The organism is Kitasatospora sp. NPDC002522, from assembly GCF_053595195.1.
This window is the reverse complement of the sequence record NZ_JBSFXE010000048.1, coordinates 1-19,534: the sequence shown is the minus strand read 5'-3', so window position 1 is coordinate 19,534 and position 19,534 is coordinate 1. Positions and strand designations below refer to the sequence as shown.

The following is a 19,534-nucleotide window of genomic DNA, read 5'->3' as shown; positions in this document are numbered from 1 at the left end:
AAGCGTCAGGACCACCCTGACCGACCTCCCGCCGGACATAGCGTCAGCCGCGAGTTCGCGGCCGGCCACCGGCGGCCGGGACCGGGGGAGAGGGACGCGCGGCCATGGCAGCGGGTACGTGGGGAAGAGTCACTGCGAGGGCGACGCGGAGCGGGCTCGCCCGGTGGAGCACCCCGCGGCTGGTCCGTGCGCTCACCGCGCTCTGCCTGGCCACGCTGCTCGGCTGCGCCGCCGCCACCGCACTCGTCCTGAGCGGCGCCCGGGACGGCATGGACGGGATCGGCCACCGCGCCGCCCCGCAGGCCGTCCGCGCCGCAGACCTGTACTTCGCGCTCAACGACATGGACGCCCAGGCCGCCAACCTGCTGCTGCTCGGCGCCGACCCCGACTACGCCGCGCTGCGCCGGCAGACCCTGGACACCTACGAGCAGCGCCGCGCCCAGGCCGACACCGGCCTCCAGCACGCCGCCGAGGCCACCGCCGACGACCCCGCCGGGCAACGGGCCGTCCACACCGTCCTCGGTGAACTCGGCCACTACGAAGCCCTGGTGGCCCGCGCCCAGCTCCTGGAGGACCAGGCCCACGCCCCGGCCGGGCGGCCCTCCCCGGACGCCCTGGACGCCTACCGGCAGGCCACCGACCTGCTGCGGCAGCAACTGCTGCCCGCCGCCGACCAGGTGACCGCGGCCAACTCCGCCACCGTGGACCGCATCCACGCCGCGCTGCGCGGCGACCTCGCGAGCGGCCGCCGGTGGATCCTCGGCGCCGGCCTGCTCGCCCTGGGTACCCTCGCCGCCCTGCAGCGCACCCTGACGGTCCGTCACCGACGCCTGGTCAACCCGCCGCTGGCCGCCGCCACCCTGCTGCTCCTCTGCGGCCTCACCGCCGCCGTGGTCCTCACCTCACGGACCGGGGACCACCTCGCCGTCGCCAAGTCCAACGCCTACGACTCGGTGCTCGCGCTCAGCCGTGCCCGCGCCGCCGCGTACGACATGAACGCCGACGAGAGCCGCTACCTCACCGACCCGGCCCGCGCCGCCGCGTACGAGCAGGGCTTCCTCGACAAGGCCCAGTCCTTCGCCCGCCTCGACGGGGCCACCCTCAGCACGTACGACGCCCGGCTGGCGCAGGCCGTCGACCGGCACCGCGCCGACCGCCGCACCGTCCCGTTCGGCGGCTTCCTCGGTGCGGAACTGGGCAACATCACCTTCCCCGGCGAGCAGGACGCCGCCGAGCGCGTCCTCACCGCGTTCCAGCAGTACCAGCGCGACGACCGCACGCTGCGCGACCTGCTCCGCCAGGGCCGGCTCAAAGACGCCGTCACCTTCAACACCGGGCTCGCCGCAGGCCAGTCCAACGCCGACTTCGGCGCGCTGGACAAGGCCCTCGACGGCGTCCTGGCCATCAACCAGGACGCCTTCGACCGCACCGTCACCGCCACCGACGACGACCTCGGAGCCACCACCGCGGCCACCGGAGCCCTCGCCCTGGCCGCCGCCCTCGCGCTGACCGTCCTCGGCGTCCGTCCGCGGCTGCGCGAGTACCGCTGACCCGGACCGGGGCCGTCAGGTCCGCACGGCGCAGGGTGGGCCGAAGTCGCGCAGGGCCGCGTCGACGATCTCGGTCAGGCGGGCGTGGTGCGCGCCGCGCCAGTAGACCTGGCCGCAGTCGGTGCACTTGGCGAAGACGTCGTAGGAGTGCTGGGTGCCGTCCTGCAGCTGCTCGTGCACCGCGTCCTTGGCGGCGGGTCGGAGCGTTCCGTTGCAGGCGGTGCACCTGGTCCACGGGGCCAGCGGGGGCGCGAAGCGGGAGAGGACGTCCGTGAGCTGGTCGGCGGGGCGGTGGCTGTAGACGTACGCGCCGGCCCAGATCTCGCGCCGCCGCAGCAGCCCCCGGTCGCGCGAGAGCATGACCCGCTGCTCCGCTGCGGAGCGGGCGGCCAGCGCCGCGTCGCCGATGTCCGGGTTCTCGTAGGCGGCGTCGATGCCGAGCAGGCGCAGCCGTCGGGCGAGCGTCCCGAGGTGGACGTCGAGCAGGTAGCGGGGCGGGCCGGCGAGCTGCTGCGGCCGCGTCACGCTCCGTACCGCGATCTCCTCGCCGTCGGCGGGGACGTGCGAGGTGTCGACCGGGCGCCCGTGGACCAGCAGCGCCCCGACCTCCGTGAGCGGCACGCCGAGGGACTCCACGACGTGCCCGAGCGTCGACACGCCGTCGGTGCGCACCGCCGAGCGCGCCGTGCGCCGCGCCGTGGCGAGGAACAAGTGCAGCTCGGGAGCGAAGCTGATCCAGATCTCGGGTCTCTCCACGCGGCCAGGATGCCAGCGTGCGAGGTGCCGGGGCCAGTGCTTTCCGCTCCGGGCCGCGGGCGCGGTCCGGGGGAGGAGGGGCCGGTCGGTGACCGGCGGGTTCGCGGGGTTCCCGTTCGTGCGGACGCGGGTCCGATCGGGTGAAGCGACAATAGGACACATGCGGCAAGAGGGCTCTCGCCGCCGTCCGCGAGCCGACCAGCCCCGGAGCCGCCCGTGACCCGTCGCCGTTCCTCCCACCCCGCGAGCGCGCACGAACTGCTGGGCCGGCTCGGCCGGCTCACCGCCCAGGCGCTGGAACACGTCGAGATGCAGCGCGCCCGGGTCGAACTCGCCATGGCGCTGCAACGCGAGCTGCTCCCGTCCGCGCTGCCGAGCCTGCCCGGGCTGCGGGTCGCCGCCCGCTACTCGCCCGCGCGCCACGGCCTGGACATCGGCGGCGACTGGTACGACGGCTTCTGCCTCCCGGACGGGACGCTCGGACTGTCCATCGGCGACGTGCAGGGCCACGACGTCGAGGCGGCCGTGTTCATGGGCCAGGTCCGGATCGGCCTGCGGGCGCTGGCCACCGGCGCGAGCGACCCGGGCGAGGTGCTCAGCCGGACCAACGAACTGCTGCTGTCGATGTCCGACGGCCTGTTCGCCACCTGCTGCTTCCTGCGCTTCGACCCCGTCACCCGGGTGCTCTCGACCGCTCGGGCCGGCCACGTGCCGGCGGTCTGGGCCACCGGCGACGGCCGCTCCGGCGTCGAGGACGTCGAGGACGTCGAGGAGGTCGGCCTGCCGCTCGGCATCGAGTCCGGCGAGGTGTACCCGGTGACGCGGCGACGGCTGGCGAGCCCGGAGGCCGTCGTGCTGGTGACGGACGGCGTGGTGGAGGGACCGTCGTTCCCGCTCGACGACGGGCTGGAGCAGGTCCTGCGGCGGGTGCGCGCCGGGGTCGGCGGCACGCCGGAGGCGCTGGCCGCCGACGTGATCGGGGTCGCCGAACTCACCGGACACTCGGACGACGCCGCCGTCCTGGTGCTCTGCCACGACGAACCGTGACGACGGCGGCCGCCAACGGGTGAGCGCGGCGCACCCGCCGGGCGTGTCACGGCCGGGTCCGGGCGATGAAGTGCGGTCTGATGGCTGCTGTGCTGCGCAACGCGAAGGCCGGGAGAATCGCGGGGACCGGCCTGTCGATCCTGGGCGTCGCGCTCGTGTACTGGGCGGGGGGCAAGCTCGGGCTGCTGGCACAGGTCGTCGTCGGGGGCGTCCACGTCACGCCGCTGTGGCCGCCGACCGGCGTCGCCGTGGCCGGCCTGCTGGTGCTGGGCCTGCGCGTGTGGCCCGGGATCGCGCTCGGCGCCCTGTTGGTCATCGCGGGCTTCGGGTCGCTCACCCTCGCGTCCTTCGGCATCGCGGCGGGCAACACGCTCGCCCCGGTGGTCGCCGTCCTGCTGCTCGCCCGGGTGGACTTCCGGGTGGAGCTCGACCGGCTGCGCGACGGCGTGGCGCTGGTCTTCCTGGGGGCACTCGGCTCCACGCTGATCAGCGCGACCGCGGCCTGCGTCGTGCTGCTGGCCGACGGCGCGATGTCCGGCAGCCAGTTCTGGCCGGCCTGGTCGGCCTGGTGGACCGGTGACGCGATGGGCGTGCTCGTGGTCACCCCGCTGCTGCTGGCCGCCCGCACGGTCCGGCTGCCGCGCGACGTCCCGCCGTACCGCTGGGTCGAGGCCGCCGCGCTGCTGGCCAGCACCGTCGGCATCGCGCTCGTGGCGACCCGCAGTCCGCTCTCGCTGCTGTTCCTGGTCCTCCCGGTGATCATGTGGGCGGCGCTGCGCTTCCAACTGGCCGGCGCCGCGCCGTGCGTCCTGGTGGCGACCCTGTTCGCCGTCCCCGCCGCGCTCGAGCACGCCGGCCCGTTCGCCCACCACGGCCTGCTCGCCACCATGGTCGTCCTGCAGGCCCTCAACGGCGTCCTGGCCCTGACCGGCCTGCTGCTCGCCGCCGTCACCACCGAGCGCGACAACACCCTGCGGACCATCGAACAGGCCTGCCTCGCCCTCGCCGAGGTGGTGAACCGGCTCGCCCCGGGGGAGGCCGACCCCTCCTGGCTCCCCCCGGACCCCGACCGCCGACGCACCGACTGATCGAGCGTCGGACGGACCGGACAGCGCGGTCGGGAACCGGGAGCGCCCGGCCGTTCGTGTTCCCCAGTGTCAGGCGAGAGCGTCGACGCCGGCGGCACCCACCCGCCCGTCGCCGATCACCACCGCATCCGTCCACGGGACAGGGAGCAACGGTGAACATCCGCAGCACGGCCCGCGTACCGGCAGCCCGCCACGGGAGCCGGCGCACCCGCGTCACGGTCGCCCTGCCGCTCGCGGCGGTCGGCGCCGGCCTCGGGCTCGCCGCCGTCCAGGGCTGCGGCGGCCCACCCGAGCGGCCCACGCCGTCCGCCCAGGCCGGGAACCCGCTCGACAACGTCGGCACGGCGGGCAACCTCCTCGCCGTGAAGATCGACAACGTCGGCACGCAGGTCCAGGCGATGCACCGGGGGCTCGCCCAGGCCGACATCGTGTACTGGATCCAGGTGGAGGGCGGACTGTCCCGGTTCCTCGCCGTGTACGACGCCAACCACCTGCCCGCGCTGATCGGCCCCGTGCGATCCGCCCGGCAGACCGACATCCCGCTGCTCCAGCAGTACGGGCGGCTCGACTTCGCGTACAGCGGCGCGATCAGCGGGCTGCTCCCGCTGCTCGACCGGGCCGACCTGCAGAACGTCACCCCGGCCACCGACTCCGGCGCGTTCACCGACCACGCCGTGGACCCCACCTTCGTCGACCCGCACCAGATCCTCGCCCGGTACCCGTCCGTGCCGGCCCGCTCCCCGGGCTACACCTTCGGCCCCGCGCCGGGCGGCGGCAGCGCGCTCGACGCGATGACCTGGCACCTGCCGGCCGCGGCGCTCGGCGTCCGCTACACCGGCAGCACCTACGACGTCGCCGTCGACGGCCACCCGGGCTGGTCCGGCACCGCGACCGTCGTGGTCCAGCACGTCAGGATCGTCCCCGGCGACTTCACCGACTTCAACGCCGGGCACCCCGACAACGAGGTGTTCACCCGGACCACCGGCTCCGGCACGGCCGAGGTGCTCCGCGACGGCAAGGTGTGGGCCGCCCACTGGGACCGGCCCGACCCCGCCGCCGGAACCGCGTTCACCCTCCCTGACGGCACCGCCATGCCCTTCGCCACCGGGCCGGTGCTGGTCGTCATGGTGCCGTAGCGCGCGGATCGGCCGGCCGCGACGGTGGCCGGAAACCGGTCCTGCGGACCGGTGTCGGCAGGTCACGGTGACGGCGAAAACGGGCGCGGCACCGTGCAGTCTGGATGCGAACGGGTGCCTCGGGGCGGCGCGCGTCGGCTGGCTCGAATGGCGTCGGCCGCCCGGGTAAACCTCGCTTCGAGCGGATCACCATATCGAGGTACACACCTGCGGCCTCACGGGCGAACCGTGCGCACGGACCGTTAGCGTTCCCCACGACCCGGCCGCGGCGGCCGGGATTTCCGGCGATTCGTCGGCCTCCCCTCGTTTCAAGGAGCGCTCGCCCCATGACCGTTGAGACCGGTCCGGACCTGGCGTCGGCACCGCGGCGGCCGCAGTCGAGGGTGAGCACGGCGGCTGCCCGGAGCCACACCGTTCCCGGGCTCCGGCGCCCGACTGCCGCCTCCGGGGGAGCGGCTCGCCCCGGCAGCGGCAGAACGCGTGCGGCCGGGCCGAGACCGCCGAGCCGACCGGCCGCTGCGGCGACCCGCTAGCAGCGCCCGCGCCCGCGGGTACGCGGCGGCGCGCCCACGTCCCCGGACGATCGCGGCGAGCGCCGCCCCCGCCGCCCGGAGCCGACCGGCTCGGGCGCCCGCCCCTGCGCCGAATCGGCCACCGACGGCGGACCGGCCGGTCCGCCGGAGTGCCGCACGCGCAGCGACCACCAGCCGGTCATCCCGCGCCCCGTCACCCCCTGCGCCTCGGTCGGGCCCCCGGGCCGGACCCGCTCGGCGAACTGACGAACCGTCAGTTCGCCCGGCCGCCCCGCGCATCCGCCGTCCGGCGGATGCGTCCGAGGGCCGTCCCGGTCGGCCTCCCCGGCCGGAACCGCCCCACCCTCCCCGTAAGGAGCCACGGATGCCCGACCCCGGGCTTTCCTCCCTGCCCTCAGGTCCGCCCGCACCCGCCCCCTTCCCGCTGCCCGGTCCGCCCTCCGCCCCGTTCCCGGCCGCGGCTGCCGCGCCCGCGGACGCGCCGCCCGCGCCGCCCGGCATCGACGCCGTGCCCGTACCATCCGGTCCCGAACTCGAGCGGATCCTGCGCGGTCCCAGCGGGCTGGGGACGGCGGGCCTCCTGCTCGCCCGGCCTGCCGAGCCGGCGCAGCCGCCGCAGCCCGCCGCCGTGGTGGAGGGCGTCCCGGTGCCGGGCCTCTACCACCATCCGGTCCCGGAGCCCGATCCCGCCCGGGTGGCGGAGGTCAGCCGCCGGATCAAGGACTGGGCGGTCGACGAGGTCGACCTGTTCCCCGACGAGTGGGAAGGCCAGTTCGACGGCTTCTCCATCGGGCGCTACATGGTCGCCTGCCACCCGGACGCCCCGACCGTCGACCACCTGATGCTCGCCGCCCGCCTGATGGTCGCCGAGAACGCGGTCGACGACTGCTACTGCGAGGACCACGGCGGCTCGCCGGTCGGCCTCGGCAGCCGGCTGCTCCTCGCCCACACCGCCCTCGACCCGCTGCACACCACGCCGGAGTACGCGCCGGGCTGGGCGGAGTCGCTCGGATCGGACGCACCGCGGCGCGCCTACCGGTCCGCCATGGGCTACTTCGCCGAGATGGCCACCCCGGCCCAGGCCGACCGGTTCCGGCACGACATGGCGCGGCTGCACCTGGGCTACCTGGCCGAGGCCGCGTGGGCCGAGACCGACCACGTGCCCGAGGTGTGGGAGTACCTGGCGATGCGTCAGTTCAACAACTTCCGCCCCTGCCCGACCATCACCGACACCGTGGGCGGCTACGAACTGCCGGCGGACCTGCACGCGCTGCCCGCGACCCAGCGGGTCATCGCACTCGCCGGCAACGCGACCACGCTCGTCAACGACCTGTACTCGTACACCAAGGAACTCGCGAGCCCGGGTCGGCACCTCAACCTGCCCGTGGTGATCGCCGAACGCGAGGGCCTCTCCGACCAGGACGGCTACCTGAAGGCGATCGAGGTCCACAACGACCTCATGCACGCCTTCGAGGCCGAGGCCGCCGCCCTCGCCGCCGCCTGTCCCGCACCGAACCTGCTGCGCTTCCTGCGCGGCGTGGCCGCCTGGGTGGACGGCAACCACCACTGGCACCAGACCAATACCTACCGCTACAGCCTGCCCGATTTCTGGTAAGAAAAGGACCTTCATCAGTGACCAGCACCGAGTTCGCCACCGCCGCGAGCACTTCCGCGTTCGTCCCGACGCCCGCGACCCCCTACCAGGGCGACATCGCCCGCTACTGGAACAACGAGGCCAGGCCGGTGAACCTGCGCCTCGGCGACGTCGACGGGCTCTACCACCACCACTACGGCATCGGCGAGATCGACCACGCCGCCCTCGGGGACGTCGCCGACAGCGAGTACGAGAAGAAGCTGATCGCCGAACTGCACCGGCTGGAGTCGGCCCAGGCCGAGGTGCTCCTGGACCACCTCGGCCCGATCAAGGCGGGCGACACCCTGATGGACGCGGGCTGCGGCCGCGGCGGCTCCATGGTGATGGCCCACCAGCGCTTCGGGTGCACGGTCGAGGGCGTCACCCTCTCCGCCACGCAGGCCGAGTTCGGCAACCGGCGCGCCCAGGAGCTCGGCATCGGCGACCAGGTGCACTCCCGGGTCTGCAACATGCTCGACACCCCGTTCAGGACCGGGCAGATGGCCGGCTCGTGGAACAACGAGTCGAGCATGTACGTCGACCTGCACGACCTGTTCGCGGAGCACTCGCGGGTCCTCGCGGTCGGCGGCCGGTACGTCACCATCACCGGCTGCTGGAACCCGCGCTACGGGCAGCCCTCGAAGTGGGTCTCGCAGATCAACGCCCACTTCGAGTGCAACATCCACTCCCGCCGCGAGTACCTGCGGGCGATGGCCGACAACCGCCTGGTGCCGCAGGCCGTGATCGACCTGACCCCCGACACGCTGCCCTACTGGGAGCTGCGGGCCACGTCCTCGCTGGTCACCGGCATCGAGGAGGCCTTCATCGAGTCGTACAAGGACGGCTCGTTCCAGTACGTCCTGATCGCGGCCGACCGGGTCTGACCCCGGCCGTCCGGGCCCGGTGCGCCGTCGGCGCGCCGGGCCCGCAGGGCGTCAACCGCCGTAGACGGTGCCGGCCTCGACGAAGCACAGCGAGTTGCCCCAGGGGTCGTCGACGTAGAACGAGCGCTCCCCCCACGGGCGTTCGGCGATCTGTCCGCCCGGGGTGCCGTGCACCGGCGCGGTCGAGAGGCACCCGAGCTCGCGGGCCCGCTCGAAGACGCCGTCCAGCCGGTCGACGGTGAAGTACAGCGACTTCGGCAGCGACTGCACCGCGCCGCGGCTGGAGACGTCCAGCACCTGGAGCGTGACCGGGCCGCAGTCGAAGTAGCAGCGCCCGCCGCCCTGTTCGCGGGCGTCCAGGGCGAACAGCGCGGAGTAGAAGGCAGCCGCCCGGCCCAGGTCGTCCACCTCCACGGTGAGGCGGAACAGCCGGGGTACGTCGATGTCGCCGGTCATGTGCGGCCCTTCCTCGGAGGTGGATCCACCACCTGTACCAGTCGCGAGCCGCTCGCGGCCGGAAATCGCGGCCACGACGCGGGCTCGGCGCCCGGATGGCGTCCCGACGTCGGGACGGCCCCGGCCGCTTCCCCACGGCCGCCTCCGGGGAGGTCGGGAAGGTGCCGGCTCAGCCGGCTGCCTCGTCCTCGGAGAGCTTGGCTCCGACGTTCCTCCGCGTGGTCTCGAGTTTGCGCAGGACGCTGGCGACGTGATGCTCGACCGGTCCACGCCCTTGGCCGCGATGCCCGCCAGCGCCAGCGCGGCGCGCGAGCGCAGGTCGGGGTCCAGGTCGGGCTCGTCGAGGATCCGGTTGATCAGGGTCGCGGCGGTGCCGGTGTCGCCGACGGCGCGATGGCCTGGTCGGCGGCCTCCTCCGCCGCCTGCAGCCAGTCCCGGCGCTCGCCGCCCGCCAGGGTGTGGCGGGCGATCTGCACCAGCGGCGGCGGCGAGGTCGGGCAGCAGCGGGGTGAGGGCTCCGGTGGCGGGCGGCAGGCCGTCGGCGGGCAGCCATGGCCCGGCCTTGCCCAGCGCGTCCACCACCGGGCCGTACGGGAGCGGCTCCCGGAGCGGGTGACAGAACCCGGTCAGTACCGGCCGCCGCTCACCGACCAGCACGGCGGTGGCCTCGGCGATCAGCCGGGACTTGCCGATCCCGGCCTCACCCTCGACCACCACCACCGCCGGCGGGTGCCGCACCGCGTTCAGCAGCAGATCCAGCTCGCGCCCACGGCCGACGAACCGGAACGCTCCGCCCGACGACGCGGGACTGCGGTCCGACACCTGCCCCACGCGATCACCTGCCCTGTCACGACCACGCTGGCCCGCAGCCCTGCTCCCGGCGAAGCCGCACCGGCGAGCAGTCGGGCGGCGAACTGCCGTGCGGGGGTCAGAAGGCGACGATGCCTTCGCCGCCGGCGCCGCCGGGGACGGTCTGGGAGCCGAGCGCGGTCAGCGAGCCGTCGTCGTTGATCGCGAACTCGTCGACGATGCCGTGGACGCCGGTCTGGGCGTAGAGGAACCGGCCGTCCGAGGAGACCGCGGCGTCGACGGTGCCGGGGTCGGTGGGCGTGTTGCCCAGGACGGTCAGTTGGCGGCCGTGGTCGGCGGTGCGCACGCCGGTGAGGGTGGAGCTGCCCGCGTTGGAGGTGTAGAGCAGGTCACGGACGGCGACGATCCAGCAGGTGGCCGCCTGGCCGGTGGCCGCGAACGCCTCCTGCGTGGCGGTTCCGTCGCGGTGGACCGTGAACGTCGCGACGGCGTTCGTGCCCGCCTCCGCCAGGAACAGGCCGTGCCGGCCGTTGGGGACGAACGCGAACGGCACGGCGCCGGGCAGCTGGGTGACCACGGGCGTGTCGGCGGGGGCGCCGCCGTGATCGAGGTCGAACACCAGGAGGCTGCTGCCGTTCGCCTTGGTGGTGACGACGAGCTGGGAGCCCTCGCCGGTGAAGCCCACCTGGCCCGGGGTGTTGGTGAACTGGGGTGTGGCGTTCGGGTCGAGCCCGAGGCAGCGGTTCCAGTCGGCCTCCTCGTGGAGGCGGCCGTCGCGGACCGTGTAGCCCTGGACCGAGCCGCCGTCCAGGGCGTTGAGCACGTAGACCACGTCGTCGTGCACGGCGACGCTGACCGGGAAGCGGCCGCCGGAGCCGACCACCTGCCGCAGCGCCAGCCGGTCGCCGTCCACCGCGAAGACGGAGACGGTGTCGCTCCCGGCGTTCACCGCGTACAGCAGGGCGTGCCGCGGGTCGTAGGTCAGCGAGCCCTGGGACGCGAGGTGGTCGGCGACCGACCCGGCCAGCACGCCGCCGAGGCCGTTCGTGTCGTACGTCCCGGCCGGGGTGAGCTGCCCGTCGTCCGCCCGCCGGTAGGCGATGACCTGATTGCCCGTCGGGTTGTCGGTCTGGACGAACACCGCGTGCTGCCCGCCGTGCGGGTGGCCTTCGCCGCCGTGCGCCGCCACTGCGGACGGGGTGCCGACGGCTGCCGCCGCGAGCACGGTGGCGACTGCCACGGCGAGCCGAGTGATCTTCTGCATGAGGTACTGCCTCCTGGGGGTCCGGGGCCGACTCCCCACCTCGGACGGGAGTCGGACCGACATCGGGGGAGGGCCATGGCGGGAATCCCGTCGGCGGTGACCTGCGCACGAGAAGCTCGCCACCTTCCCTTCTGCCACGGTATGTGACGGTTTGTCAGAAACCGCTGAAGACGCCACCCCTCGGCGCCGCGCGGCCCGCGGACTCCCCGACGGTCCGTGACGCAGGTCACACGTCGTTCCCGTCAGGAATCGGGGCGCTGCCCCGCTCAAGTCACGAGAGCAAGCGAACCGACAGGAGCGACACATGAAGCACCGCATCGTCGTCCTCGGCGCCGGCTACGCCGGAGCCCACGCGGCCGGGACCCTGGCCCGCCGGCTGTCCCCGGCGGACACCGAGATCACCGTGGTCAACGCCGAGCCGGACTTCGTCCAGCGGTTGCGGCTGCACCAGCTCGCGGCCGGCCAGGAGATCGAGGCGCCCCGCCTCGCCGACGTGTTCGCGGGCACGGGGATCCGGCTGCGCCTGGGCCGCGTCACCGCCGTCGACCCCGAGCGCCAGGTCGTCACGGTGGCCGACGCCGGCCCAAGCACAGCGGGCGGCGGCGAGCTCGGCTACGACACACTGCTCTACGCGCTCGGCAGCCACGTCGCCGACCACGGCGTCCCCGGCGTCGCCGAGCACGCCTTCGACGTCGCCGGCCGGCCCTCGGCGCTGCGCCTGCGCGAGCGCCTGGACAGCCTGGCCGGGCGGCGCGAAGGCGGGAGCGTGCTGGTCGTCGGCGACGGGTTGACCGGCATCGAGGCCGCCACCGAGATCGCCGAGTCCCGGCCCGGTCTGGCGGTCACACTTATCGCCCGCGGCGCGCTGGGCGCCCCGCTCTCCGCCGGAGCCCGCAGCCACCTGCGCCGGGCCTGCGACCGACTGGGCATCACCGTTCTCGAGCACACCACCGTCGAAGCCGTCGAAGCGACGCGGGTGCGGTGCTCCGACGGCACCGCCCTGGCGTCCGACGCCACCGTGTGGGCGGCCGGGTTCGCGGTCGACCCGATCGCCACCGCCGGCGGGCTGGAGGTCACCGACCACGGTCGGATCGTCGTCGACCGCACCATGCGGTCGGTCTCGCACCCGAACGTCTACGCCGTCGGCGACAGCGCCCACGCCATCGGCGACAACGGCCGGCCGCTGCCGATGTCCTGCGCCTCGGCCGGCTTCACCGGCATGCAGGCCGTGGCCGCGATCGTGGGACGCCTGACCGGCCGCAGGATCGCGAGCACCAAGCTGGAGTACCTGGGCAACCACATCAGCCTCGGGCGGCGGGACGGGATCCTGCAGATGGTCGACGACGAAGGGCGGGCGAAGCCGAGGTACCTGGGTGGCCGGAAGGCCGCGCGGATCAAGGCGGGCATCCTCGGGACGGCGCTGTGGGCCACCTCGCACCCGACCTTCGGCCTGCCCAGGCGCAAGCGCCGCCTGGCGGCTACGCCTGACGCGTCCGCGGGGAGGGTGCCCGCGGGGAGCGTGCCGGCGAACCCCCGGCGGTCGGTCGCGTAGCCGCCGGGTACCTAAGGTGGTCCGCGTGGACAGCACTGCCACTGATCGCTTCGACACCGGTCGGTTCGAGGCCGGCCGGAACCGGCTGGCCTCGTTGGCGTACCGGATGCTGGGCTCCGCCACCGACGCGGAGGACGCCGTGCAGGACGCGTTCCTGCACTGGCAGGCCGCCGACCGGCAGCGGATCAAGGTGCCGGAAGCATGGCTGACCAAGGTCGTCACCAACCTGTGCCTCGACCGGCTCCGCTCGGCGCAGGCCCGCCGCGAACGCACCGTCGGCGCCTGGCTGCCCGAACCGCTGCTCGACGGCGATCCGATGCTCGGCCCGGCCGAGACCTTCGAGCAGCGCGAATCGGTCTCCCTGGCCGTGCTGACCCTGATGGAACGCCTGTCGCCCGTCGAACGGGCCGTCTACCTGCTTCGCGAGGCGTTCTCCCACAGCCACGCGGAGATCGCCGAGATCCTCGACGTCACCGAGTCCGCAAGTCAGCAGCACCTCCACCGGGCCCGGCGCCGGATCGCCGCCGCGCGTCGCCCCGGCGGCGAGGGAGTCGACCCGGCGTCCGCCCGCAGGATCGTCGAGGAATTCCTCGCCGCCGCCTCCACCGGCCGCACCGAACGGCTGGTGGCGCTGCTCACCGACGACGCGACCGCGATCTCCGACGGGGCCGGCCTGTCCCGGAAGCTGCTGCGGTTCGACACCGCCGAGCGCGTGGCCGCCGTCGCACGGGCCGGCTTCACACCCACCCCCGCGAAACGCCGACTGGCCGGCGGTACGCCCGCCGTCCACTACGCGCTCGTCAACGGCGCCCCCGCCATCCTCTTCGTGGTCGGCGACCAGGTCACCGGCGCCGTGACGTTCGACGTCACGGGCGGCCGGATCACCACCGTGCGCGGCATCGCCGCCCCGGCCCGGCTCGTCCGCCTCGGCGAGGCGTGGCGGCGGCACGGGCGGGACGAGCCGCTCCTCGCCGAGTGGTGATCCCCCGCCCCGGATCGACTCAACTGCCCTGTGCGGTCAGGCAGTTCAGACGTCGAAGACGGCCGTGACCGGGGCGTGGTCGGACCAGCGTTCGGCGTGGGAGGCGGGGCGTTCGACGTAGGCCTCGGTGCAGCGGGTGGCGAGGCCCTGGCTGGCCATCAGGTAGTCGATGCGCCAGCCGGAGTCGTTGTCGAAGGCGCGGCCGCGGTAGGACCACCAGGAGTAGGGGCCGTCCTGGTCGGGGTGGTGGCGGCGGACCAGGTCGACGTAGCCGTGGCCGTCCAGGACGCGGGTGAGCCAGGCGCGCTCCTCGGGGAGGAAGCCGGCCTTCTTCTGGTTGGCCTTCCAGTTGCGCAGGTCGGCCTCGCGGTGGGCGATGTTCCAGTCGCCGCCGACCAGCACCTCGCGGCCCTCCGCGGCGGAGCGGTCGCGCAGCTCGGCGAGGTGGACGAGGAACTCGGCCATGAACCGCTCCTTCTCGTCCTGCCGCTCGGTGCCCACGTCACCGGAGGGCAGGTAGAGCGAGGCGACGGTCAGGCCGGGCAGCGAGAGCTCGGCGTAGCGGCCGGAGGAGTCGAACTCCGCCGAGCCGAAGCCGATGGCGGTGCGCTCCGGGGCGCGGCGGGAGAGTACTGCGACGCCCGCGCGGCCCTTGGTGGCGGCCGGCGCCCACACCGCGTGCCAGCCGTCCAGCTCGCTCAGCACCTCGGGGAACTGCTCGACCTCCGCGCGCACCTCCTGCAGGCAGACCACGTCCGCCTTGGTGTCGCCCATCCACTCCAGGAAGCCCTTCTTGGCCGCTGCCCGGATTCCGTTCACGTTGACCGTCGTAACTCGTTGCACCCAGCGAGGGTACCCGCAGCGTCCGACAACGAGCCGGACACAAGGCCGACCATTGGTCTTGACCATCTCCGGAGGCACCCCCTACTGTCACTTACTGCAAAGACCTTTAATAAAGAAGGACGGATAAAGCCCGGCCTCCCCACCTGCCAAAACGGGGGAGGCTCCCGGGCCGTCGCCCTTCAGGGTGGAGGACACGGTGGGGCAAGGAACGCTCGCAGCGGTGGCGGAGCCGAAGTACTGGCACCTGCGTACGGTGCTGCTGCGCACCATGGACACCGAGTTCTCCACCGGCCAGGTCCTGCCGAACGAGCGGGAGTTGTCCGCCCGCTTCGGCGTGGCCCGGGCCACCCTCCGGCAGGCGCTGGACCAGCTGGAACTCGAGGGCCGCCTGGTCCGCCGCCGCGGTATCGGCACGCTGATCGCCGCCCCGCGCGTCGGCGTCCCGGTCAACGGCCGCGACGCGGGCTGGCCGGGCGCCGCCCGCAGCACCGCCTGGCGGGTGGTCGACTGCACCACCGCCCCGGCCTCCGCCGCGCTGGCCCGCACCCTCGGCGTCGCCGAGGGCGAGCAGGTGCACACCGTGCGCCGGCTGCGGATCGTCCAGGGCGTCACCGTCGCCGCCGAGTCGCTGCACGTCCCGGCCGTCGCGCTGCCGCACCTGGCGGCCTTCGCCGAGGAGAACGACCGGGCCCGCGGCGTGCTGCGCCAGCTGGAGCGGATCGGCGTGGACGGCGAGTCCCGCTCGGTGGAGCTCGGCGTCGCCGAGGCCGAGGAGGCCGCCCTGCTCGAGCGCCCCCCGGGCACCCCGGTGCTGGTCGTCACCACCCAGTACGCCACGGCCGGCCGGCTCGCCGCCGTCGCGGTCTCCACCTACCGCGCCGACACCTGCAAGCTCACCTTCGGCGAGTCCGGCACCGTCGAGGTCGCCACCACCGCGGTCTCCGCCGCGTCCTGACGCGCCGTCAGTCCGGCCGCGCCGTCAGTCCGGCCGAGCCGTCAGTCCAGGTGAATCGCCAGCCCGGACGAACCGTCACTCAAGCCGAACCGTCATCCCGGAGGACCCGATTCTGACGCCCCGTCAGAATCGGGATGTCACCCCGGTCCACTACCGTCTGGCGCATTGACGGGACGGACACCAGGGGCGGGACGGCGATGACTTCGGACGCGGCACACGGGGCGGCACTGGTCGAGCGGGCGATCGCGGCGATAGCCGTCGACCCCGGGCGGCCGGTCCTCGACTACAACCGGTTCGCCGGCTCCTGGGTGGAGGGCGCCCCCCGGCCGCTCGCCGTCGACGCGTTCCCCAGCGGCCACCCGCTGCCACCGAGCGTGCGCGCCTGGCTGGCGTACGACCGCGGGCTGTTGGAGCGGAACGGCTGGTTCGACGAGGACGGCGCGCTCGCCCCGCGGACCCTGGGCGAGATCGCCGAGGAGGAGTTCGGCGAGGGCTGGGGCGGGTGCTTCGTCCCGTTCTCCGACCTGTTCGGCGAGTGCTTCCTGCTGCCCGGCGGCTCCGACTCCCGGCGCGTGCTGTCGGTCGGACCGGCCGGGCAGCGCGACGAGCACGGCGAGTACCCGGTGTTCGCGCTCGACATCGACGACCTGCCGTACGCGGTGCTGATGTACCCCGGCTTCGACGTCTACCTCGCCGACACCGCCGGCGTCCTGGACGTCGAGGACCCCGACTACCAGGGCTACGACGGCCTGCGCCACCACCAGGTCTACGCGGACCGGATGCGCACCCACGCCCGCGACCGCCTCAAGGGCGAGTACGACCTGCTCTGCCTGCCGTAGTCGAAGCCGTAGCCGGCAGCCCCGGCCGCGCCCCCCTGCCGACGGCCCGTCAGCGCGCGGGCGGCGGGTCGACCGCGAACAGCTGCTCCTCGACGTGGTCCAGGGCGACCCGCAGCGCGCCCATCGCGACCACCTCGGAGCCCAGCGCGGCCAGCGCCACCTCGGGGGCGCGCAGGGTGTAGCGGGCGAGTTGCTCGCGCAGCGGCTCCAGGACGCCGTCCAGCCCGGCCGCCCAGCCGCCGACCACCACCAGCTGCGGGTCGAGGGCGAGCACCAGCGCGGTCACGTCGTGCACCAGGCGGCCCAGGAAGCGGTCCATCGCCACCTGTGCCACCTGGTCGCCCTCGCGCGCGAGCCGCAGCACCCGGGCCACCGCCGCCTCGTCCAGCGGGTCGAGCGGCTTGCCGGTGGTGGACAACAGCCGCTCGGGCGTGGCCTGCTGGCCGAGCAGGTGGAGCGCGCCGATCTCGCCGGCCGCGCCGCCGAAGCCGCGGTGCAGCCGGCCGCCGATCAGCGAACCCGCGCCCGGGCTGAGGCCGGCCATCACGAACACCACGTCGCCCTTGCCGACCGCGGCGCCCTTCCAGTGCTCGGCGATCGCCGCCAGGTTGGCGTCGTTCTCGATCACCACCGGGCAGCGGAACGAGCGGCGCAGCCGGGCGCCGAGGTCGAGGCCGGTCCAGCCGGGCATCGCGGTGCCGAGCCGGACGGTGCCTTCGCGGTCGACGATGCCGGGCGTGCCGACGGCGACCACCCACAGGTTGTCCCGGGAGACGCCGGCCTTGCGCAGCACCTCGGCGACGGTGGTGCGGACCAGGGTCAGCCGGTCCTCGGCGTCCAGCGACTCGTCGGCCGGCTTCGAGAAGGTGGTGAGCACCTCGCCGGCCAGGTCGGCGAGCACCACCCGGATGTCGTGCACGCCGATCTCGATGCCGAGCACGTGTCCGGCCTCGGCGCGGAAGCGGAACCAGCGCGCCGGACGGCCGCGCTGACGGCCCGTCTCCTGCCCGTGCTCCACCTCGGCGACCAGCCCGGCCTCCAGCAGCCCCTCGATCACGCCCTCGACGGTGGGCCGGGACAGCCCGGTGTCGCCGACCAGTTGGGTCAGGGTGACCGCCTGCCCGTCGCGCAACGCCCGCAGGGTGACCGCCGCGTTGATCCGCCGCAGCAGTGAGGAGTCCCCTCCGGTGAGCCGATCCGCCAAGTCGCTGCCCTTCCGCTTCGCGCGACTGCCCTGGCGCGCGGTGCCGTGAGCGCGGCCCGCCACCGGCGTGTGTGCCGGACGCGCCCGCGTGGAGCCCTCGCCTCGGCGCGGCGCCAGCCTGCGGCACCACCGGGACGTCTGCCCGGATCGTACTCGGGCACCCCCTCGGGAGCGAGCGTTTCCGCAGCTCATAACGGCTTCGGTATCGAAACGGTACGTGGTCTGTGATCGCCCGGTGACCCTCCGGCGGCACCATGCGGGAGCGGAGGCGGATCTTCCGGACATCCGGTGCCCCCTAGACTCACGGCATGCGGAACGACGCAGTCACCCGCCCGGACGCCAGCGCGTACCCGGCTCCCAGCCAATCCACGTCCGCGGACACCGACTTCGTCCGGGCGCACACCCGGCCCGGGCCGGTGCCGTTCGTGCCCGAGGTGCGGCTGCACATGGCCGAGGACGCCATCGACCTGTGGGAGACCACCGAGCGGGCGCGCGGGGAGATCGGACTGCCGCCGCCGTTCTGGGCGTTCCCCTGGGCGGGCGGGGTCGCGGTCGCCCGGTACGTGCTCGACCACCCCGAACTGGTGGCCGGTCGAACCGTGCTGGACCTCGCGGCCGGTTCCGGACTGGTCGCGGTGGCCGCCGCGCTGCGCGGCGCGCAGGAGGTGCGGGCCGCCGAGATCGACGCCTACGCGGTCGCCTCGATCGCCGTCAACGCCGCCGCCAACGGCGTCCGGATCGCCGCCGAACTCGCCGACGTGCTGGACGGCGACGGCGAGGGCTGCCAGGTCGTGCTGGCCGGCGACGTCTTCTACGAACGCGCCATGGCCGCCCGCTTCCTGCCGTTCCTGCACCGCGCCGCCGCCCGGGGCGCCACCGTGGTGGTCGGCGACCCCGGGCGGGCCTACCTGCCGCGCGAGCACTTCACCGCGCTCGCCGAGTACCGCGTCCCGGTCGCCGCGGACCTGGAGGACGCCTCGGTCAAGACCACCACGGTGTGGGCGCTGCGCTGACCCGCGGTCAGGTGGTGGAGGGGTACGGCGTGGAGCTGCAACTGGGCGTCGGCGTGCTGACGGCGGTGGCCGTGGGCGTTGCGGTCGGGCCGGTCGGGCCGGTCGTGGCGGTCGGTGGGATGGGCGCGCACGGGTCGGGCGGGGTGCCGGGGCCGACCAGCGAGACGCGGGCCACCTGGTAGGGGCCCTGGCCGTACCAGCCGTGGAAGTAGACGGTCAGTGAGGTGGTGGCGGGCCCGGTGGTGACCGTCCCGGACAGGGTGTTCCAGCCGATGGTGGACGACCACAGCGTCAGGTCGGTGGTGCCCGCGCCGGTGGTGCCGACGAAGGCGTACGGGCCGGCGACGGTCGCCTGCATCCGGTAGGTGGCGTTCGGCTCGACCGGGACCTGCTGGGTGCAGCCCGAGTAGGCGTCCGGTCCGGGGAAGCCCTGCAGGCCGTAGCCCAGCTCGTCGCTGTGGAACGGCGCGACGGTGCCGGACTCGCAGGACCAGAACACCATTCGGTTGCCCTGGTTGAACCCGCCGTTGCGGACCACCTCGACGTTCGGCGAGAGCGCCGTCGCCGGGGCGGCCGCGCCGAACACGGCGCCCGCCAGCGCGAGGCCGCCGGCGGCGAGTCCGATCGGCAGGCCGCCGCCGCGGCGGCGGGAGGTCAGGGGTGCACGCATGCCATCTCCAGGTGTGGGGGAGGTCGATGGAGTGCGGTGCGGGGAGCGGCAGCCACCCTGCTGGAGCGGACGTTCCGCCGTCAAGGGCGTCTCACCGTACGGCGGTTGACACTGCGTCAGCCGGTATGCCGGCCACCCCGCGGAGGCCGACGACCTGGCGCCCGGTGAACAGGGTCCGGCGTCCGGCTGGTGAAAACCGCTGGTGGGCGGTGCCGCGCCGTTGATAGGAATCTCAATGATCGTGTCAAGCCGTCTGCGTGACCGACGGGGCGGAGGTGAACAGCCTCTTGTCACGCAGCATCGCCCACAGCACATCGAC

Annotated in this window: 17 protein-coding genes and 1 pseudogene; 11 read left to right on the top strand and 7 right to left on the bottom strand. The window is 74.2% G+C overall.

Annotated elements, in window-relative coordinates:
- Window positions 1-104: 104 nt before the first annotated feature.
- On the top strand, window positions 105-1,550 hold the full coding sequence (locus ACWD4U_RS30145) for a hypothetical protein (RefSeq protein WP_363457852.1): 1,446 nt from the start codon (window positions 105-107) through the stop codon (window positions 1,548-1,550).
- A 15-nt stretch (window positions 1,551-1,565) separates the two neighbouring features.
- Here ACWD4U_RS30145 and ACWD4U_RS30140 read toward each other — a convergent pair whose 3' ends face one another.
- Window positions 1,566-2,306, bottom strand: a complete 741-nt coding sequence (locus ACWD4U_RS30140) for a Mut7-C RNAse domain-containing protein (RefSeq protein ID WP_363457850.1) — start codon at window positions 2,304-2,306, stop codon at window positions 1,566-1,568.
- A gap of 216 nt (window positions 2,307-2,522) precedes the next feature.
- Between ACWD4U_RS30140 and ACWD4U_RS30135 the strand changes: the two genes are divergently transcribed.
- The 5 genes from ACWD4U_RS30135 to ACWD4U_RS30115 all read left to right on the top strand — a co-directional run bounded on the left by ACWD4U_RS30135 (window position 2,523) and on the right by ACWD4U_RS30115 (window position 8,627).
- A complete protein-coding gene (locus tag ACWD4U_RS30135; RefSeq protein ID WP_363457847.1) occupies window positions 2,523-3,353 on the top strand; it encodes a PP2C family protein-serine/threonine phosphatase in 831 nt (276 codons plus the stop codon).
- An 80-nt stretch (window positions 3,354-3,433) separates the two neighbouring features.
- Window positions 3,434-4,441 (top strand): MASE1 domain-containing protein, encoded by a 1,008-nt coding sequence (locus ACWD4U_RS30130; RefSeq protein WP_363457844.1) that lies wholly within the window; start codon window positions 3,434-3,436, stop codon window positions 4,439-4,441.
- Between the two features lie 152 nt (window positions 4,442-4,593).
- A complete protein-coding gene (locus ACWD4U_RS30125; protein WP_363457841.1) occupies window positions 4,594-5,577 on the top strand; it encodes a DUF3048 domain-containing protein in 984 nt (327 codons plus the stop codon).
- A gap of 897 nt (window positions 5,578-6,474) precedes the next feature.
- Window positions 6,475-7,725 carry a family 2 encapsulin nanocompartment cargo protein terpene cyclase gene (locus ACWD4U_RS30120; protein ID WP_363457838.1) on the top strand — a complete coding sequence of 417 codons (1,251 nt, stop codon included), beginning with the start codon at window positions 6,475-6,477 and terminating at the stop codon, window positions 7,723-7,725.
- Window positions 7,726-7,742: 17 nt separating this feature from the next.
- Window positions 7,743-8,627, top strand: a complete 885-nt coding sequence (locus tag ACWD4U_RS30115; protein ID WP_363457835.1) for a geranyl diphosphate 2-C-methyltransferase — start codon at window positions 7,743-7,745, stop codon at window positions 8,625-8,627.
- 51 nt (window positions 8,628-8,678) lie between these two features.
- Here the strand turns inward: ACWD4U_RS30115 and ACWD4U_RS30110 are convergent, their stop codons facing one another.
- From ACWD4U_RS30110 to ACWD4U_RS30100, 3 genes and pseudogenes are all read right to left on the bottom strand, one after another.
- Window positions 8,679-9,083: a VOC family protein gene (locus ACWD4U_RS30110; protein WP_363457938.1), complete on the bottom strand. Its 405-nt coding sequence runs from the start codon at window positions 9,081-9,083 to the stop codon at window positions 8,679-8,681.
- Between the two features lie 564 nt (window positions 9,084-9,647).
- A pseudogene (locus tag ACWD4U_RS30105) lies at window positions 9,648-9,905 on the bottom strand (AAA family ATPase); the annotation flags it as partial.
- 106 nt (window positions 9,906-10,011) lie between these two features.
- Window positions 10,012-11,157 (bottom strand): lactonase family protein, encoded by a 1,146-nt coding sequence (locus tag ACWD4U_RS30100; RefSeq protein ID WP_363457832.1) that lies wholly within the window; start codon window positions 11,155-11,157, stop codon window positions 10,012-10,014.
- Between the two features lie 304 nt (window positions 11,158-11,461).
- On the opposite strand from ACWD4U_RS30100, the gene ACWD4U_RS30095 reads away from it, so the two are divergent.
- The gene (locus tag ACWD4U_RS30095) at window positions 11,462-12,709 is read left to right on the top strand and encodes an NAD(P)/FAD-dependent oxidoreductase (RefSeq protein WP_363457829.1); all 1,248 of its coding nucleotides are present in this window, start codon (window positions 11,462-11,464) and stop codon (window positions 12,707-12,709) included.
- 25 nt (window positions 12,710-12,734) lie between these two features.
- Window positions 12,735-13,691 (top strand): sigma-70 family RNA polymerase sigma factor, encoded by a 957-nt coding sequence (locus ACWD4U_RS30090; protein WP_363457826.1) that lies wholly within the window; start codon window positions 12,735-12,737, stop codon window positions 13,689-13,691.
- Window positions 13,692-13,736: 45 nt separating this feature from the next.
- Here ACWD4U_RS30090 and ACWD4U_RS30085 read toward each other — a convergent pair whose 3' ends face one another.
- Complete coding sequence (locus tag ACWD4U_RS30085; protein ID WP_363457823.1) at window positions 13,737-14,534, bottom strand: exodeoxyribonuclease III; 798 nt, start codon at window positions 14,532-14,534, stop codon at window positions 13,737-13,739.
- A 196-nt stretch (window positions 14,535-14,730) separates the two neighbouring features.
- Here ACWD4U_RS30085 and ACWD4U_RS30080 point away from each other — a divergent pair, with 196 nt between their 5' ends.
- Window positions 14,731-15,489: a GntR family transcriptional regulator gene (locus ACWD4U_RS30080; RefSeq protein WP_449787351.1), complete on the top strand. Its 759-nt coding sequence runs from the start codon at window positions 14,731-14,733 to the stop codon at window positions 15,487-15,489.
- Window positions 15,490-15,686: 197 nt separating this feature from the next.
- A complete protein-coding gene (locus ACWD4U_RS30075) occupies window positions 15,687-16,328 on the top strand; it encodes a hypothetical protein (protein ID WP_363457820.1) in 642 nt (213 codons plus the stop codon).
- Window positions 16,329-16,377: 49 nt separating this feature from the next.
- Here ACWD4U_RS30075 and ACWD4U_RS30070 read toward each other — a convergent pair whose 3' ends face one another.
- Window positions 16,378-17,532 carry an ROK family protein gene (locus tag ACWD4U_RS30070; RefSeq protein WP_363457817.1) on the bottom strand — a complete coding sequence of 385 codons (1,155 nt, stop codon included), beginning with the start codon at window positions 17,530-17,532 and terminating at the stop codon, window positions 16,378-16,380.
- Window positions 17,533-17,840: 308 nt separating this feature from the next.
- Between ACWD4U_RS30070 and ACWD4U_RS30065 the strand changes: the two genes are divergently transcribed.
- Window positions 17,841-18,545 (top strand): class I SAM-dependent methyltransferase, encoded by a 705-nt coding sequence (locus tag ACWD4U_RS30065; protein WP_363457814.1) that lies wholly within the window; start codon window positions 17,841-17,843, stop codon window positions 18,543-18,545.
- Between the two features lie 7 nt (window positions 18,546-18,552).
- On the opposite strand, the gene ACWD4U_RS30060 is transcribed toward ACWD4U_RS30065, so the two are convergent.
- Complete coding sequence (locus ACWD4U_RS30060; protein ID WP_363457812.1) at window positions 18,553-19,215, bottom strand: carbohydrate binding domain-containing protein; 663 nt, start codon at window positions 19,213-19,215, stop codon at window positions 18,553-18,555.
- Between the last annotated feature and the right edge of the window lie 319 nt (window positions 19,216-19,534).